General features: G+C 59.7%; 16 protein-coding genes. 11 read left to right on the top strand and 5 right to left on the bottom strand.

Annotated elements, in window-relative coordinates; translation table 11 throughout:
• Window positions 1-96 precede the first annotated feature (96 nt).
• The 7 genes from SO058_RS09565 to SO058_RS09595 all read left to right on the top strand — a co-directional run bounded on the left by SO058_RS09565 (window position 97) and on the right by SO058_RS09595 (window position 6,603).
• Window positions 97-594, top strand: coding sequence for a PTS sugar transporter subunit IIA (locus tag SO058_RS09565; protein WP_320842773.1), 498 nt, complete (start codon window positions 97-99; stop codon window positions 592-594).
• A gap of 24 nt (window positions 595-618) precedes the next feature.
• Window positions 619-876: an HPr family phosphocarrier protein gene (locus SO058_RS09570; protein WP_320842774.1), complete on the top strand. Its 258-nt coding sequence runs from the start codon at window positions 619-621 to the stop codon at window positions 874-876.
• A 124-nt stretch (window positions 877-1,000) separates the two neighbouring features.
• Window positions 1,001-2,491, top strand: a complete 1,491-nt coding sequence (gene nagE / locus SO058_RS09575) for an N-acetylglucosamine-specific PTS transporter subunit IIBC (protein WP_442872243.1) — start codon at window positions 1,001-1,003, stop codon at window positions 2,489-2,491.
• 81 nt (window positions 2,492-2,572) lie between these two features.
• Window positions 2,573-3,313, top strand: a complete 741-nt coding sequence (gene nagB, locus SO058_RS09580; RefSeq protein WP_320842775.1) for a glucosamine-6-phosphate deaminase — start codon at window positions 2,573-2,575, stop codon at window positions 3,311-3,313.
• 7 nt (window positions 3,314-3,320) lie between these two features.
• The gene (nagA, locus tag SO058_RS09585; protein ID WP_320842776.1) at window positions 3,321-4,430 is read left to right on the top strand and encodes an N-acetylglucosamine-6-phosphate deacetylase; all 1,110 of its coding nucleotides are present in this window, start codon (window positions 3,321-3,323) and stop codon (window positions 4,428-4,430) included.
• 132 nt (window positions 4,431-4,562) lie between these two features.
• Window positions 4,563-5,429 (top strand): helix-turn-helix domain-containing protein, encoded by an 867-nt coding sequence (locus SO058_RS09590; protein ID WP_320842777.1) that lies wholly within the window; start codon window positions 4,563-4,565, stop codon window positions 5,427-5,429.
• Between the two features lie 154 nt (window positions 5,430-5,583).
• The gene (locus SO058_RS09595) at window positions 5,584-6,603 is read left to right on the top strand and encodes a Gfo/Idh/MocA family oxidoreductase (protein ID WP_320842778.1); all 1,020 of its coding nucleotides are present in this window, start codon (window positions 5,584-5,586) and stop codon (window positions 6,601-6,603) included.
• A gap of 41 nt (window positions 6,604-6,644) precedes the next feature.
• Here the strand turns inward: SO058_RS09595 and SO058_RS09600 are convergent, their stop codons facing one another.
• Window positions 6,645-6,827, bottom strand: coding sequence for a hypothetical protein (locus tag SO058_RS09600; protein ID WP_320842779.1), 183 nt, complete (start codon window positions 6,825-6,827; stop codon window positions 6,645-6,647).
• A gap of 326 nt (window positions 6,828-7,153) precedes the next feature.
• Here SO058_RS09600 and pyrR point away from each other — a divergent pair, with 326 nt between their 5' ends.
• The 4 genes from pyrR to carB are packed head-to-tail and all read left to right on the top strand — an operon-like array spanning window position 7,154 to window position 12,932.
• On the top strand, window positions 7,154-7,669 hold the full coding sequence (gene pyrR, locus SO058_RS09605; protein ID WP_320842780.1) for a bifunctional pyr operon transcriptional regulator/uracil phosphoribosyltransferase PyrR: 516 nt from the start codon (window positions 7,154-7,156) through the stop codon (window positions 7,667-7,669).
• Between the two features lie 33 nt (window positions 7,670-7,702).
• Window positions 7,703-8,620, top strand: coding sequence for an orotidine-5'-phosphate decarboxylase (gene pyrF / locus SO058_RS09610; RefSeq protein ID WP_320842781.1), 918 nt, complete (start codon window positions 7,703-7,705; stop codon window positions 8,618-8,620).
• A 29-nt stretch (window positions 8,621-8,649) separates the two neighbouring features.
• Window positions 8,650-9,747 (top strand): carbamoyl phosphate synthase small subunit, encoded by a 1,098-nt coding sequence (locus tag SO058_RS09615; protein WP_320842782.1) that lies wholly within the window; start codon window positions 8,650-8,652, stop codon window positions 9,745-9,747.
• On the top strand, window positions 9,747-12,932 hold the full coding sequence (gene carB, locus SO058_RS09620) for a carbamoyl-phosphate synthase large subunit (protein WP_320842783.1): 3,186 nt from the start codon (window positions 9,747-9,749) through the stop codon (window positions 12,930-12,932). The genes SO058_RS09615 and carB overlap by 1 nt, the downstream gene beginning before the upstream one ends.
• A gap of 431 nt (window positions 12,933-13,363) precedes the next feature.
• Here the strand turns inward: carB and SO058_RS09625 are convergent, their stop codons facing one another.
• The 4 genes from SO058_RS09625 to rplL all read right to left on the bottom strand — a co-directional run bounded on the left by SO058_RS09625 (window position 13,364) and on the right by rplL (window position 16,823).
• Window positions 13,364-14,542 (bottom strand): bifunctional histidine phosphatase family protein/GNAT family N-acetyltransferase, encoded by a 1,179-nt coding sequence (locus tag SO058_RS09625; RefSeq protein ID WP_320842784.1) that lies wholly within the window; start codon window positions 14,540-14,542, stop codon window positions 13,364-13,366.
• On the bottom strand, window positions 14,539-15,447 hold the full coding sequence (locus SO058_RS09630; RefSeq protein ID WP_320842785.1) for a dihydroorotate dehydrogenase: 909 nt from the start codon (window positions 15,445-15,447) through the stop codon (window positions 14,539-14,541). Before SO058_RS09630 ends, SO058_RS09625 begins: the two co-directional genes overlap by 4 nt.
• Entirely contained in the window at window positions 15,447-16,208 is a 762-nt protein-coding gene (locus tag SO058_RS09635; protein WP_320842786.1) for a dihydroorotate dehydrogenase electron transfer subunit, read from the bottom strand. The genes SO058_RS09630 and SO058_RS09635 overlap by 1 nt, the downstream gene beginning before the upstream one ends.
• Before the next feature lie 243 nt (window positions 16,209-16,451).
• Entirely contained in the window at window positions 16,452-16,823 is a 372-nt protein-coding gene (gene rplL, locus SO058_RS09640) for a 50S ribosomal protein L7/L12 (protein WP_320842787.1), read from the bottom strand.
• Between the last annotated feature and the right edge of the window lie 4 nt (window positions 16,824-16,827).

Consider the following 16,827-nt stretch of genomic DNA (forward strand, 5'->3'; position numbering starts at 1 on the left):
CGGTGTATTCATATGCGCAGAAGTTTGGTTCTTTTTATTTTCTGGGATAACTTGCACGCCGCGGGGACATACTCGTCAAAAAGGGTGTGATTTTTCATGTTTGGAAAGCTAAAGGAAAAACTGATGGGAGGCGGGCAGAGCGGCATCGAGGTCTGCGCGCCGGTCTCCGGCAAGATCGTAGCGCTTAGCGACGTTCCCGACCCCACGTTTGCGCAGGGCATTCTGGGACAGGGCGCGGCGGTTCTTCCGTCAGAAGGGCGCATCGTCGCCCCGGCGGACGGCACAATCGATGTGATGTTCGACACCGGCCACGCGGTCAGCATGACCACGGCGGACGGCGCGGAGGTGCTCGTCCATGTCGGCATCGACACGGTCAACCTCAAGGGCGAACATTATAAAGCCTGCTGCAAGGCGGGCGACAAGGTAAAAAAGGGAGACCTGCTGATCGAATTTGACCCCGCGGCCATCGAGGCGGCGGGCTATCAGATCATCACGCCGGTTATTATCTGCAACACGGATGCGTACAGTGCGGTGAAGGCCGCGGCTCCTGGCGAGGTATCGGCGGGCGGCGCGCTGCTGACGCTGCAGAAATAAGCGGAGAAAGGGAGAAACACACAAATGAAGACGATCGAATACACCATTACCGACGAGCTTGGCATCCACGCCCGTCCGGCGGGCCTGCTGGTCAAGGAAGCGTCCAAGTTCCAGTCGGATATCAAGATCGCGTCCCCGAAAAAAGAGGTGGACGCTAAGCGCATCATGGGCGTGATGAGCATGGGTGCAAAGCAGGGCGACCTTGTTAAGCTCACCATCACGGGCGAGGATGAAAACGAGGCCGCGGAAGCGCTCGAACTGTTCCTCAAGCGCAACCTTTAAGGTTTCTTTCCGTCCCGTGGGGGGACGGTGAAACGCCGGCGCGCCTTCCTGGTCGGCTCAGGGGCGCGCGCCGCATCCACATATCCGCGCGTGTGCGCGGAAAAAAAGAGGAGGGGAATCTCTTATGATGAAACAAGTACAAAGACTCGGCAAAGCGTTAATGCTTCCCGTCGCGGCGCTGCCAATCTGCGGCATCCTGATGGGCATCGGCTATGCGCTCGCTCCCGCCGCCATGGCGGGCGAGGTGCAGGGTTTCGTTGCCAGCGGTATGGCGTACAAAATCGGCTTCTTCCTGATCAAAGCGGGCGGCGCGCTCATTGACAATATGGCGCTGCTGTTCGCGGTCGGCGTTGCGGTCGGTCTGGCCAAGGATAAGGACGGCACGGCGGGTCTCGCCGGCCTGGTATCCTGGCTGATGATGACCAAGCTGCTTGCGCCGGCAGTCGTTTCGACCATCATGCCTTCGATTGCGGAAAACGAGATCAAAATGCTCGCGTTCGGCAAAATCGAAAACGCGTTCATCGGCATCCTCGCCGGTATCATCGGCGGCGCGTGCTACAACAAGTTTAAAGACACCAAGTTGCCCGACTGGCTGTCGTTCTTCTCGGGCAAGCGCTGTGTGGCCATTGTCACCGGCCTGATTTCGATCGTCGCCGCGGCTATCCTGCTGTTTGTCTGGCCGATCATCTTCGGCGCGCTGGTCACAGTCGGTAACGCGATCGTCAGCATTGACGCGGTCGGCGCGGGCATCTACGCGTTCCTCAACCGCCTGCTTATCCCGACCGGCCTGCACCATGCGCTGAACAACGTGTTCTGGTTTGATACCATCGGCCTTGGCGACCTGTCCCACTTCTGGGCGGGCGATGTCACTGGTCAGAACGGTGTCACCTGGAGCCTCGGCATGTATATGTCCGGCTTCTTCGCGCCGATGATGTTCGGTATCCCGGGCGCCGCGCTCGCGATGATCCACACGGCCAAGTCCAACAAGAAAAAGGTCGCCATCGGCATCGTCACTTCGGCCGCCATTTGCGCGTTTGTCTGCGGCGTTACCGAGCCGTTTGAATTTGCGTTCATGTTCCTGGCTCCTGTGCTGTATGTCATCTATGCGATCCTCTACGGCCTGTTTACCGTTGCGGCCGTGCTGCTCGGCTTCCGTGCCGGCTTCTCGTTCTCTGCCGGCCTGACCGACCTGATCTTCTCGTCCACCCTGCCGGCGGCGGCAAACACCTGGATGATCATTCCGCTCGGCATTGCGGCGTTCATCGTGTTCTACGTGGTGTTCCGATTCGCGATCACCAAGTTTAACCTCAAGACCCCGGGCCGTGAGGACGACGACGAGGACGATGAAACGCAGGTCGTGCTTGCGAACAATGATTATACCACGGTTGCGGCCACCATCCTCGAAGGCCTCGGCGGCAAGGACAACATCGCCAGCTTGGACAACTGCATCACCCGTCTGCGCATGGAGATCAAGGACAATACCCTTGTCGATGAAAAGAAGATCAAATCCGCTGGCGTCGCAGGCGTTATGCGCCCGTCCAAGACGGCGGTACAAGTTATTGTAGGCACCAAGGTCCAGTTCGTAGCCGACGAAATGGCCAAGATGCTCAAGTAAGAAACCCCACACATCGGGAGGCGGGCGGAAGCGCCCGCCTTTCGGTCTGCCGGAAGAGTTAGGATTACGAGGTGTTTATTCATGAAAATCATTCGTGCAAAAGACTATAACGACATGAGCCGCAAGGCGGCTGGCATCATTGCGGCGCAGGTTATCCTAAAGCCCGATTCTATTTTGGGGCTGGCGACCGGCTCGTCCCCGATTGGCATTTACGAAAATCTTATCAAGGGATACCGGGAAGGCGACGTCGATTTTTCGGCCTGCACGACGTTTAACCTGGACGAATACCGCGGCCTGACCGCCGACCACGACCAGAGCTATCACTATTTCATGTATAAGAACTTTTTCGATTCGGTCAATGTGCCGCGCGACCGCATCAATCTGCCGGACGGCTCGCAGCCGGACGCAGAAAAGGAATGCGCGCGCTACGACGCGGCGATTGAAGCAGCGGGCGGTGTCGACCTGCAGCTCTTAGGCATGGGTTTGAACGGCCATATCGGCTTTAACGAACCCGAGGACACATTCCCCAAGGGCACACACTGCGTCGACCTGACCGAATCAACCATCGAAGCCAACAAGCGTTTCTTCGCTTCGGCCGACGACGTGCCGCGCCAGGCCTATACCATGGGCGTGCAGACGATCATGCGCGCGCGCAAGATTATTATTATCGTTTCCGGGCAAAATAAGGCTGAAATTGTGCGCAAGGCATTCTTCGGCCCGGTAACGCCGCAGGTGCCCGCCTCTATCCTGCAGCTCCACCCCGATGTGGTTGCTGTTGTGGACGAGGCTGCGCTGTCAGAATGCGGAGATTTGTTGAAGTGAGGGCTCTATGGAGTTTAAGAATCTGAAAGTATTCCAGCCGGACGGCACGTTCAAGTCCGGCGGGCTGACCATTACGGGTGACCGGATCACCGGTAATACGCCTGCGGTCGACGCCTGCGACATGGACGGTTTGTATGCTATTCCCGGTTTGGTCGACGTGCATTTCCACGGCTGCGTCGGCTACGATTTCTGCGACGGCACGCACGAGGCCATTTCGGCCATCGCGCGCTATCAGGCGGAAAACGGCGTCGCCGCCATTTGCCCGGCGACCATGACCTATCCCGAGGAAAAGCTCGCGGGCGTTGCCGAAGCCGCCGCGACCTATCAGGTCGAGGCGCGGGACGCGGCGCTCGTCGGCATCAATATGGAGGGGCCGTTCATCTCAGAGGCCAAAAAAGGCGCGCAGAACGCCGCCTATCTGCACGAACCGGACGCCGAGATGTTCCGCCGCCTGCAAAAGAAGGCGAACGGCCTGTTCAAGCTGTGTGACCTTGCGCCCGAGCTCCCGGGCGCGATGGAGGTCATCGAGCAGCTCGCGGGCGAGGTGCGCCTGTCGATCGCGCACACCGAGGCCGATTATGACACCGCAAGCGAAGCGTTCCGCCGCGGCGCGCGGCAGGTGACCCACTTGTATAACGCGATGCCGCCGTTTTCCCATCGCGCGCCCGGCGTGATCGGCGCGGCGGCGGACAACGACGCGGTCGCGGTCGAACTCATCGCGGACGGCGTACACGTTGCCCCGGCGGTTGTCCGTGCGACGTTCAAAATGTTTGCGGGGCGTGTCGTGCTCATTTCGGACAGCATGATGGCCACTGGCCTGACGGACGGCGAATATTCGCTCGGCGGGCAGGCGGTGACGGTGCGCGGTAACCTCGCGACGCTGGCAGACGGTACGATCGCCGGTTCGGCCACCAATTTGCTGAACTGCCTGCGGAGCGCGGTCAATATGGGCATCCCGCTCGGCGAGGCGGTCAAATCGGCCTCGCTCAATCCCGCGCGCGCCATCGGCGTCGCGCACGACTATGGCTCGCTCGAGCCGGGCAAGCTGGCCAATGTGGTGCTGCTGGATGAGGACCTTTCGGTCCATTCGATCATCCTGCGCGGCCAGATGCTGTAAAACGCACCCAAATGGAATGAGGAAATGAATGTTTGCGGGGCGCGGCCGGATGGAGGCCGCGCCCCGATTCGTTTTTCTTGACCGCGAACCCCAAAACATGATACGATACCGCTAATAGGAGGAGGGCGGAACATGATCCAGTGCTTTGTGAAAAAGGAATATGCGCCGCCGTTTGGGCTTGCGCACCTGCCGCGCCTGTTTTCGGTTAGCCGGACGGACGCGGAGGCCAGTGTCCATCCGCGCGTCATGCACGCGCACGGGGATTTGGTCGAGCTTGCGCTCATCTGCGGCGGTGAAAGCGTGTATTTTGTCGGCGGTGTGGCCTATCCCGCGCGGCGCGGCGATTTGTTCATCTATAACAGCGGCGTTGTGCATGACGAACGCTCAGGACCCGAAGCGCGGATCGCAAGCTACAGCCTTGCGCTGGGCGGGCTTTTGGTTCCCGGCCTGCGTGAAAATGCGCTGCTGCCGGACGGCGCGCCGCCGGTGTACCACGTTTCCGAGGCTGAAACGGCGCGGCTGGAGCGGCTGTACGCCGTGCTGTTCGACGAGCTCAAGGCAGGGAACGAGGATGGCTGCCACCACCTGCTGATGGCGCTGCTGTCGGTCGTGCAGCGTATCGCTGCGGGTGAACACGCGGACGGGGGCGAGGCGGAAAACGCGCTGTCCCGCCGCGTCAAGGACTATATCGACGCGCATTTCGCAGAGGAATTTTCCTTGCAGACGCTGGCGGACAGCCTGCACGTCAGCCAATACTACCTGTCGCACGTGTTTAAGGATGTGACCGGCTATTCCCCGCTGCAATATGTGCTGCGCCGCCGCATCGGCGAGGCGCAGACCCTGCTGATTACGACCGGCCTCCCGGTCACGCAGATCGCCGCGCGCGTCGGATACGACAACCCGAGCCATTTCAACGCGCAGTTTGCCAAAGCCGTCGGTATGCCGCCGCGCACATTCCGCAGGGAATACGTGCAGCAGCAAGAAATCGAAAGTTTGTGAAAACCGCTGCCGTCAGGCGGCGGTTTTTTTTCATACAAATCGCAAGAACGCTCTGGTTTTTTCATGAACCCGGCAGTACAATAGCATCAAGAGAGAGGGCGGGAGACAGCCCGCTGCACGTTAAGAGGACGATAGAAGTAAAGGAGACTTGCACATGAAAACGGTAAAAATCGGTTCGGTTGGCCTGGGACGCCTGGGCTATGAGCACGCCTGCAATCTGGCCACACAGGTGCCGGGCTGCGAGCTCGCCGCGATCTGCGACGCGGACGAGAAGCGCGTGAAAGAGGTCGCGGAGGAGCTGGGCATCCGGCATACCTACACCGACTTTGAGGAAATGTGTAAGAATCCCGAGCTGGACGGCATCGCCATTGTCACGCCATCGTTCCTGCACACCCAGCAGATCGAGATCGCCATGAAATACGGCAAGCACGTGTTCTGTGAAAAACCGCTCGGCACCGACGTGCAGCAGTGCAGGGACGCGGAAAAGGTCGTTAACGCGCATCCGGAGCTGATCTTCCAGCTCGGCTTTATGCGCCGCTTCGACCGGTCCTACGCCGAAGCCAAGCGCAAGATTGAAAATGGCGACATCGGCAAGGTCGTACTGGTGCGTTCCTACACGCAGGATCCGCGCACAACGATCGAGTCCACGCTTAAGTTCGCCCCGCACTCGGGCGGCCAGTTCCTCGATATGTGCGTGCACGATATCGACCTGATCCGCTGGTTCACCGGTTCGGATGTCAAGAATGTATGGGCGATCGGCGGCGTGTTTGAGTTTGACCTTTATAAAGAGTTGAACGACGCGGACAACGCTGCGGCCACCGTACAGATGGACAACGGTGCGATGGGCTTTATGTTCACCAACCGCACGCACGCGGCGGGCTCGAACGTCGAGACCGAAATCATCGGCACCCACGGCACGCTGCGCATTGCGAACGTCGGCGCGAAGAACCTTTTAAACATTGTCGATGAGCACGGCTCACGCGAGGAATACTATCCGGACTTTATGAGCCGTTGGCACGAGGCGTTCGTCGCGGAGATGAAGGCGTTCGTCGGCCACATCGCGAACGGCACCAAGCCCTCCGACCTCAAGGTGGAGGACGGCACGGCGGTTTCCGAAGCGGCTTACCGCTGCAAGGAGTCCTTCGAGACCGGCAAAATGCTGCCGATCCGGTAAAAAATGAAAAAGGGCCGGCTTCTCAGAAGCCGGCCCTTTTTTCATCCGATTCGGTTGGACATGGTATTTGCCGCATGGTGCATGGCATGCTCGGCCTTGTGGGCCGATCGCTCGACAGCCCGGCGCACCGAGGGATTGAGCATGGCGCCCGCTGCCACCATCGAAACGACCGCGCCTGCGACCGCACCGGTCGCAATGCCGGAAACAAAGGGAGAAACACGCATTTTTCATCCGCCGCCTTTCAAAAATTCGTTCTGGTGCTACAAAAATAGTTTGTCCGGATCGGCGCAGAATTTTCGCGCGGCATCGAAACAACAAAAATTGCATAAAAAAACAATTTTGTTTTGTAAAATCGGCTGTTTACAAACGGCTGCGCATAGGATATAATAAATGCAACAATCGGCCTTTAAGGCGCGGCCCGCGAGCCCGCCAAGGCAGAAAATCAGTGCATGCGCCCGCTTCCGGAATCTGGGAGAAGGTGTCGTTTTTGTGCGGCTTTCTGCCATTGGGCAGCAAGCCGTTTTTTCATTTGGGGAGGGGTGAAAGCACCGTGCAGAAAGCGGTCATCATGGATGCGGACGGCGTGCGCCGCGCGCTCACACGCATCGCGTTTGAGATCGTCGAAAAAAACCAGGGCGTGCAGGATCTTGTGCTCGCCGGCGTGAAAACCCGCGGGGAGTTCCTCGCCCGCCGCATCGCGGAAAAGCTGCGCGAGGTGGAGGGCAAAACCCCGCCTGTCCTCGCGCTCGACGTCACCCCATGGCGCGACGATATCCCCCGCTCGGACGCGCCTCTGCCGCCGGCCGACCCGCGTATCGAGGGCGCAAGCGTCGTCATCGTGGACGACGTGCTTTATACCGGCCGCACCGTCCGCGCCGCCATTGAAGCGGTCTCGCACATGGGGCGCGCGGGACGCATCCAACTCGCCGTGCTGGTCGACCGCGGCCATCGTGAGATCCCCATTCGGCCCGATTATATCGGGAAAAACCTGCCGACCTCGCGCGAGGAGCGCGTGCGCGTCCGCCTGACCGAGGTCGACGGCGAAGATAACGTCACCATCCTATAAAACGTTCCACAAAGAAGAAAAGGAGTGCAGCATATGTCTATTCAAACACTGGTCGAAAAGATCAAGGAAAAGGGCAACCCGACCGTCGCCGGTCTGGACGCGCGATTGGAGTATATCCCGCCCCACATTTCGAGCCGCAACATGATGCTGCACGGAGAGACGCTGCGCGCGGCGGCCGAGAGCGTCGTCGCGTTCAACTGCGGCCTGATCGACGCGCTGTGCGATATCGTGCCCGCGGTCAAGCCGCAGGCGGCCTATTATGAGCTGCTGGGCTCTTATGGCGCAATGGCGCTCAAAGAGACCATCGACTATGCGCATGCCAAGGGCATGTACGTCATCGGCGACCTCAAGCGCGGCGACATCGGCGCGACCGCTTCGGCCTACGCCGAGGCCTATCTGGGCAAGACCCGCGTGGGCGACACCGAGATCGCGCCCTATGCGTGCGACAGCGTGACGGTCAACGGTTATCTCGGCACGGATGGCGTAGAGCCGTTCCTCAAAGAGTGCCGCGAACGCGAGAAAAGCCTGTTTTTGCTGGTCAAGACCTCAAATCCGTCCTCGGGCGAATTGCAGAACCGCGACATGGGGGGCAAGCCGCTGTACGCGCGCATGGCCGAGATGGTCGCCAAGTGGGGCGAGGGACTGGAAACGCCCTGCGGCTATAACCAGATCGGCGCGGTCGTCGGCGCGACCTATCCGGAGGAACAAAAAATCGTCCGCGAACTGCTGCCGAAGTCCTATTTCCTCGTGCCGGGTTACGGCGCGCAGGGCGCGACTGCAAAGGATATCGCGAACTCGTTTAACAGCGACGGCCTCGGCGCTATCGTCAATTCCTCGCGCGGCATCATGTGCGCATGGAAGAAGACCGGCGGCGACGGGCATGACTATAAAGAAGCCGCGCGCGCCGAAGCCATCCGCATGCGCGACGACATCGTAAACGCCATTCGATAAATCAAACTGGGAGTGTGGAGATACAGGATATGAAAAAAGCGTATTTACTGCTTGCGGACGGGACGCTGTTCGAGGGCCGCGCCGCCGGATACGAGGGGATGAGCATTGGCGAAACCGTGTTCAACACGGGCATGGCCGGCTATCAGGAGGTATTGACCGATCCCTCCTATTATGGCCAGATCGTCACGATGACTTACCCGCTTGTCGGCAATTATGGCATCAACTTTGAAGATTATGAAAGCTGCAAAAGCTGGGTTTCCGGCTTTATCATGCGCGAGGAGTGCGAATTCCCGTCCAACTGGCGCTGCAAGCACACGCTGGATGAATACTTGAAAGCGCAGAAGGTGGTCGGCCTCACGGGCATTGACACGCGCCGCCTGACCCGTATCCTGCGAAACAACGGCGTAATGAACGGCGTGATTTATACGGAGGGTTATGAACCCGATGCGCAGACCATCGAGCAGATGAAAGCCTATGCGGTCAAGGATGCGGTCAAAGCGGTCACCTGCCGCGAAAACATCGTGTATCCCGCGCAAGGCGATCAGAAATACCGCGTGGCGCTGCTCGATTTCGGCGTGAAATACAATATTGAGCGCGAATTGCAAAAGCGCGGCTGCGAAGTGACGGTCATCCCGGGCGACACCGACCCGCAGAACATCCTCAAGGAGGGGTTTGACGGCATCATGCTGTCGAACGGCCCCGGCGACCCGGCGGAAAACGTTGAGATCGTCGAAAATTTGAAAGTACTGCGCGACAGCGACGTCCCGATCTTCGGCATCTGCTTGGGTCACCAGCTGATGAGCCTGGCTATCGGCGCCGAGACCTGCAAGCTGAAATACGGCCACCGCGGCGTCAACCACCCGGTCAAGGACCTGGACGAGGACCGCACCTACATCACCTCGCAGAACCACGGCTACGCCGTTGTCGGTGAAACCGTCGATCCCCAGATCGCCCGCGTGCGTTATGTAAATTTGAACGACGGCACGGTCGAGGGCGTTGTGCACACCGACAAGCCGATCTTCACCGTCCAGTATCACCCCGAGGTCTGCCCGGGGCCGATGGACACCAGCTATCTGTTTGATATTTTCATGGACAATATTGCAAAGACCAAGGGAGGTGCCCGGTAATGCCGCTTCGCAAGGATATTCATAAGGTTATGGTGCTGGGCTCCGGCCCTATCGTCATCGGCCAGGCGGCCGAGTTCGACTATGCGGGCACGCAGGCCTGCCGCGCATTGCGCGAGGAGGGGCTGGAGGTCGTGCTCGTTAACTCCAACCCCGCCACCATCATGACCGATAAGGCCATGGCCGACAAGGTCTACATCGAGCCCATGACCATCGAGGCCGTGCAGGAGATCATCCAAAAAGAGCGCCCGGACTCGCTGCTGCCTAACCTTGGCGGACAGACCGGCCTGAACCTCGCCATGGAGCTGTGCGAAAACGGTTTTCTCGATAAAATGGGCGTAAAGCTGCTCGGCGCCAAGCCGGACACCATCGCCAAGGCCGAAGACCGCCAGCTTTTCAAGGACACGATGGAAAAAATCGGCGAGCCGTGCATCGCGTCCAAGGTGGTGCACACGGTTGAGGACGCAGTCGATTTCACGCGTGAGATCGGTCTGCCCGTTATCATCCGCCCGGCGTACACGCTCGGCGGCACGGGCGGCGGCATCGCCTACACGTGGGATCAGCTCCGCGAGATCGCCGCGAGCGGCATCATGTATTCGCGCGTGGACGAGATCCTCGTCGAGAAGTGCATCGCGGGCTGGAAAGAGATCGAATACGAGGTCATGCGCGACGCCAAGGGCAACGCCATCACCATCTGCAATATGGAAAACGTCGATCCGGTCGGCGTGCACACAGGCGATTCGGTCGTCGTCGCGCCCAGCCAGACGCTGTGCGACAAGGAATACCAGATGCTGCGCACCTCGGCTTTAAACATCATCACCGAACTGGGCATCGAGGGCGGCTGCAACGTGCAGTATGCGCTGAACCCCGAGTCGTTTGAGTATGCGGTTATCGAGGTCAACCCCCGCGTGTCGCGCTCCTCCGCGCTCGCTTCCAAGGCAACCGGATACCCGATCGCCAAGGTGACGGCCAAGATCGCCGTCGGCTACGGCCTCGATGAGATCACGAACGCCGTCACGGGCAAGACCAAGGCGTGCTTCGAGCCGACCATCGACTACTGCGTGGTCAAATTCCCGCGCTGGCCGTTTGACAAGTTCGTTTACGCGGATTCCTCGCTCGGCACGCAGATGAAGGCGACCGGCGAGGTCATGGCGATCGACAATTCGTTCGAAGGCGCGCTGATGAAGGCCGTGCGCGGCTGCGAAATCAAAATGCAGAGCATGGCCGCGCCGCGCTTTGCCGCCAAGACCGACGCGGAGATTAAAAAAGGCGTTTCGGTCACCGATGTTGACCGCCTATTCCACATTTGCGAGGCGCTGCGCCGCGGCATCATGACCATCGACGAGATCCACGAAGTGACGACGATGGACGTTTTTTTCCTGCACAAGTTCCAGAATATCATTGACATGGAAAAGGCGCTCGCGGTGGCGGAGACCATCGACGCGGAACTCTACCTAAAGGCCAAAAAGATGGGCTTTCTCGATAAAACCATCGAGGAGCTGTCGGGCAAGGATACTTCCGCCGTCAAGCGCCTGCCGGTTTACAAAATGGTCGACACCTGCGCCGCCGAGTTCGAGGCCGAAACCCCGTACTACTACTCGACCTACGACGAGGAGACCGAAGTCCTGCCGCCGTCGGGTAAGAAAAAGGTGCTCGTTCTGGGCTCAGGGCCGATCCGCATCGGGCAGGGCATCGAGTTCGACTATTGCTCGGTGCACGCGGTCTGGGCGCTGCAAAAGCTCGGCTGCGAGACCGTCATCATCAACAACAACCCCGAGACCGTGTCCACCGACTTCGACACGGCCGACCGCTTGTATTTCGAACCGCTCACGCCCGAGGATGTGACTGGCGTGGTGAACGCCGAAAAGCCGGACTATGCCATCGTGCAGTTCGGCGGGCAGACCGCCATCAACCTCGCGGCGCACATCGAGTCGCTAGGCGTCCCGATCCTGGGCACCCCGGCATGGTCGATCGACGCGGCCGAGGACCGCGAAAAGTTCGACGTGATCCTCGAAAAGTGCGGTATCCCGCGCCCGGCCGGCCACACGGTCATGACCGAGGAGGAGGCCGTGAAGGCCGCGGACGATCTGGGCTATCCCGTTCTCGTGCGCCCCTCTTACGTTCTCGGCGGGCAGGGCATGGAGATCGCGTACAAGGAAGAGGACGTGCGCGAGTTTATGAAAGTCATCACGCGCAACAAGGTCGAAAATCCGGTGCTGGTCGATAAATACATGATGGGCCGCGAAATCGAGGTCGACGCCATCTGCGACGGCGACGATATCCTTATCCCCGGCATCATGGAGCATCTGGAGCGCGCGGGCGTGCACTCGGGCGACTCGATCTCGGTTTATCCGTCCATCACGATTGAGGATCGCCACAAGGAGACCATCATCAAGTATACAGAGGCGCTTGCCAAGTCGCTCGCCGTTCTCGGTTTGGTGAACATCCAGTTCGTGCTGTATAACGACGAGGTGTACGTCATTGAGGTCAACCCGCGTTCGTCGCGTACCGTGCCGTATATTTCCAAGGTGACGGGCGTGCCCATGGTCGATCTGGCGACGCGCTGCATGTTCGGCGAAAAGCTGAAAGACATCGGCTGCGGCACCGGCCTGCACCCGGAGAGCAGCTATTACGCGGTCAAGGTGCCGGTGTTCTCATGGCAGAAGCTGCGCGATCTGGACACTCAGCTCGGGCCGGAAATGAAGTCTACGGGCGAGGTGCTCGGCGTTTCAACTTCGTTCCGCGAGGCGCTCCTCAAGGGGCTGACCGGCGCGGGCTTCCAGATGAAGAAAAAGGGAGCGGTGCTCATTTCGGTGCGCGATTCGGACAAGCAGGAGGCTATCAAAATTGGCGAGCGGTTTGAGCGCGTCGGCTTTGAGATCTTCGCGACGAGCGGCACGGCAAACGTCCTGAACCGCCATATGGTCGCGACGAGCGCCATCCGCAATGTGGACGAGCCGTCGCCGAATATCATTGACCTGATCGAGTCGGGCAAGATTGATTATGTTATCGCGACCTCGGTCAAGGGACGCCATCCGGAGCTTGGCTCGGTGCACATCCGCCGCACGGCGGTCGAGCGCGCCATCCCGTGCCTGACCAGCATGGACACGGCGACCGCGCTACTGCGCTGCTTAGAAGGCGACGTGAAAATTGAAAACTGTGAAATGGTCGATATCAATACGATATGATTCGTTTGAAGCGTACAGCTTCAAACGAGGGACGCCCTTGCCAGCCTGCGGCTGGAAAGGCTATTGCAGAGCAAGGCCGCCGGAAATTGGATTCCGGCGGCCTTGCTCTGTTTGTAAAAAAAGTCAGGCACATGTCCTGACTTTTTTGGCGAGCTGCGTAGAAGCCCGCCGATTAAATTGCGCCTGCGGGCGGGGGCTATATCGCGATAAGTATATACACAAAGAGAGGGATAGCCATTTTTCCCAAACGGAGGTACACTGTGTTTGAGGTGATTACATGAAAACCTGCGAACACTGCAAATACTTCCGCGTGCATTATGTCCGCGTTAGCGATCGATTTTTTATGGAAACAGCCGATGGCCATTGCGTGTATCCACGATTAAAATACCGTACAGCCGCCACACCGGCCTGTGAATATTTTGTACTTCGCGTCAAACAGCGCACGAATCTACCTTAATCCGCTTAAACATCCGGTAATGGTTGCCGTTTTCGTTGCGGTATTCGCCGCGCTGCTCGAACGCGTATTTGTGATAGAAGCCCTTGGCGCGTTCGTTGTGCTCGGCCACATGCGCGCACAGATATTCCTTGCCGAGCGCCCGGTAAACGCTGATGGCCTGCCCGAGAATTTGCTGGGAAAGCCCGCAGCCGCGGTATTTCTCTTCAATGCAGAACCCGCCGACAAGGCCGACATTGGGTTCGTCCTCATAGCGCGTGTCCATGCAGACGAGCGCGGCGGTCTCCCCGGTCTCGCCGAACGTGCCCAGTGTGACCGCGCGCGGTGATATTTTCAGCATATCGAGCGCATTTTGCAGGATATCGTCCGGATGCACGCCGGATTCCGTGCCGTAAGCGTTGCGGTGTATTTCGCGCATATAATGCACGATGGCCTCCGCGTCCTTGCTGTCCAGCGGGTCGGCGCGGCGGAACCAGATCTGCGGCGTGTTCGGCTGCCCCTTGGCATTCGTCCAGCCGATGGACGCAAAGGTGGACAGCTCGGCGGGCAGGTGCGACGCGTCGTTCTCATAGACCACGTCGATCTGATCCGGGCCGTCAAACTCAAATTTGGCGACACAGGTGTTGTCACCCCAGCCGATCTCGGCCATCTGCTCCGCGGGCCAGCCGTGCGCAATGCACAGCGCGCCGCGAATAGCCGAACCGTGCGTGACGACCGCAAAGGTCTGCCCCTCGCGCTCGCGGACAAGCTCGCGCACGCCGTCCAGCATGCGCTGGCCGGCCTGCATGACGCTTTCGCCGTGCGGCGGGACAGCGTCCCACGGCCGCGCGCGCCACTGTGCGAATTTTTCAGGCCAGAACAGCGGAAGCTCGGCCCACGTCAGGTCTTCCCAGTCGCCCATGTCGATCTCCCGCAGCACCGGGCGTATTTCCACCGCAAGCCCCTTCTGTCCGGCAATCGCCCCCGCCGTCGTGCGGGCGCGGAACAGGTCGGACGCGAATACCGCGTCCAAATGCACCGGCTCGAACCGCTTTGCGAGATAGGGGAGCTGCTGGTATGCGCGCGGCGTGAGCAGGCTGTCATACTGCCCGTGGCAACGGCGGTACACGTTGCCCTCGGCCTCGGCGTGCCGCACCAGATATACGGTCGTCTTCATGCGCGCACCGCCCCGGAAAGCTCGGAAACAGACTGAACGCCGTGCGCGTCCATCCACTGTTCCAGCTCGTCAAGCGCCTTGACCGGCGCTAAGGGGTCTGCGAACATGGCGGTGCCGATGGCGACTGCGTCCGCGCCAGCGAGCAGCATCTCGACGATATCCTTGCCCGTGCGGATGCCGCCCATGCCGAGGATGGGCACGGAAACGGCTTTCCGCACCTGATAGACCATGCGCACGGCCACCGGGAACACCGCAGGGCCACTTAGTCCGCCCATCACGTTGGACAGAATGGGCGTTCGTTTTTCGATATCGATGCGCATACCGAGCAGCGTGTTGATGAGAGAAAGCGCATCCGCGCCCGCGGAGACAGCGGCGCGAGCGATCTCAGCGATGTCGGTCACGTTGGGGGAGAGCTTGACGATCAGCGGTTTTTTAGCGTATTTTTTGGCGGCGGAAACCACTTCCTCGACCATTTTCGGTTGTGTGCCGAATGCCATGCCGCCGCATTTGACGTTGGGGCAGGAGATATTCATTTCGATGAGGTCAACATCGGCGGCCGAAATTTTTTCGACCATGCTTTCGTATTCCTCAACCGTGTTGCCCGACACGTTGGCGATGATCTTGGTGTCGAACCGGCGCAGATAGGGGATCTGCTCCTCAATAAAGCGGTCGATGCCCGGGTTTTGCAGGCCGACGCAGTTGAGGATGCCCGACGGCGTTTCCGCGATGCGCGGCGCGGGGTTGCCGAGCCGTTCGCTTGGCGTTAACCCCTTAACGCCGATGCCGCCGAGGCGCGACAGGTCAAAGTATTCGCCGTATTCATGGCCGAAACCGAAAGTGCCGGAAGCGGTTGTGAGCGGGTTTTTCAGCGGTACACCGCAGAAGTTCACGGATAGGTCGGCCATCACCACTGCACCTCCTCTGCATCGAATACCGGCCCGTCCTTGCAGACGTGGCCGTATTTTGTTTCCCCGTTTTCACTCTTCAGCGCGCACGCGCATACCAGGCACGCGCCGATGCCGCAGCCCATGCGCTCCTCGAGCGACACTTGGCACGGCACGCCCGCTGCCTTAGCGATCTCCGCAATGGCGCGGAGCATGGGCTTGGGGCCGCACGCGGCGACGCCGGTCGCCCTCGCGATCTGCTCCCTCAGTACGTCGGTCACAAAGCCGTGCACGCCGTAAGAGCCGTCATCCGTGCAGGCGGTCGTGGGGCAGTCGAAGTCCTGCTCCAGAATGACCGCGCCCTTTGACCGAAAGCCCAAAATGGCAGACGGCTGCGCCCCCGCTTTCCGCGCGCACTGCATACTGTATAGCATAGGCGGCACGCCGATGCCGCCGCCGACAAAGACCGGCTTTTCTCCGAGCTTTGCAAGGTCGTATCCATGCCCCAGCGGGCCGAGCGCGTCAACGGTGTCGCCCGCCTTGCGTTCGGACAGCCATTTGGTGCCGTCCCCCTTAACTTGGAATACGACGCGAAGCTTTCCGTCCACGGCCTCGCAGATGGAAATGGGGCGGCGCAGCATGTTGCCCTCGCCGCACGCCAGATGTACAAATTGCCCGGCCTGTGCCGCGCCCGCGATGCCCGGCGCGTCCAGCACAAGCGAAAACAGCCCATCCGCCAGCTTTTCGCAGTCTAGGACGGTGCAAAGCTTAGAATTTCGCATGATAAACCTCTCCTTCAGCGTTTCCTATTGTTCTTATTGTACAAGAAAACTGCGTCCCGCGCAACCTCAAATACCTGCCCGCGGTATCCTCGTCCCGCCCACAGGCAGCAAGCGCGCCACGGCACGCGCATGAGCGGAGGGAACCGCAGCCAAACAAAAACCCCCGGGGCTTCGCCCCGGAGGTTTTTCATCAATTATATAGATAAAAATAAAAGGATGCCTTTGGCATCCTTTTATTTTTAATTACTTGAGTTCTACCTTAGCGCCGGCAGCCTCGAGCTTCTCCTTGATCTCGTTGGCGTCAGCCTCAGAAGCGCCTTCCTTGATGGTCGCCGGAGCGCCGTCGACCTTCTCCTTGGCTTCCTTCAGGCCCAGACCGGTGATCTCGCGGACAACCTTGATGACGTTGATCTTGGAAGAGCCAGCCTCGGTCAGAACGACGTCGAACTCGGTCTTAGCGGCAGCGGCAGCACCAGCGTCGGCACCGGCAGCAGCACCGGCAACAGCTACGGGCGTAGCAGAAACGCCAAATTCCTCTTCAAGAGCCTTTACCAGCTCGGAGAGCTCCAGAACCTTGAGCTCTTTTACAGCGTCCATAATCTCATTAACAGACATGGGA

This window comes from Agathobaculum sp., from assembly GCF_034098985.1.
Classification (GTDB): Bacteria; Bacillota; Clostridia; order Oscillospirales; family Butyricicoccaceae; genus Agathobaculum.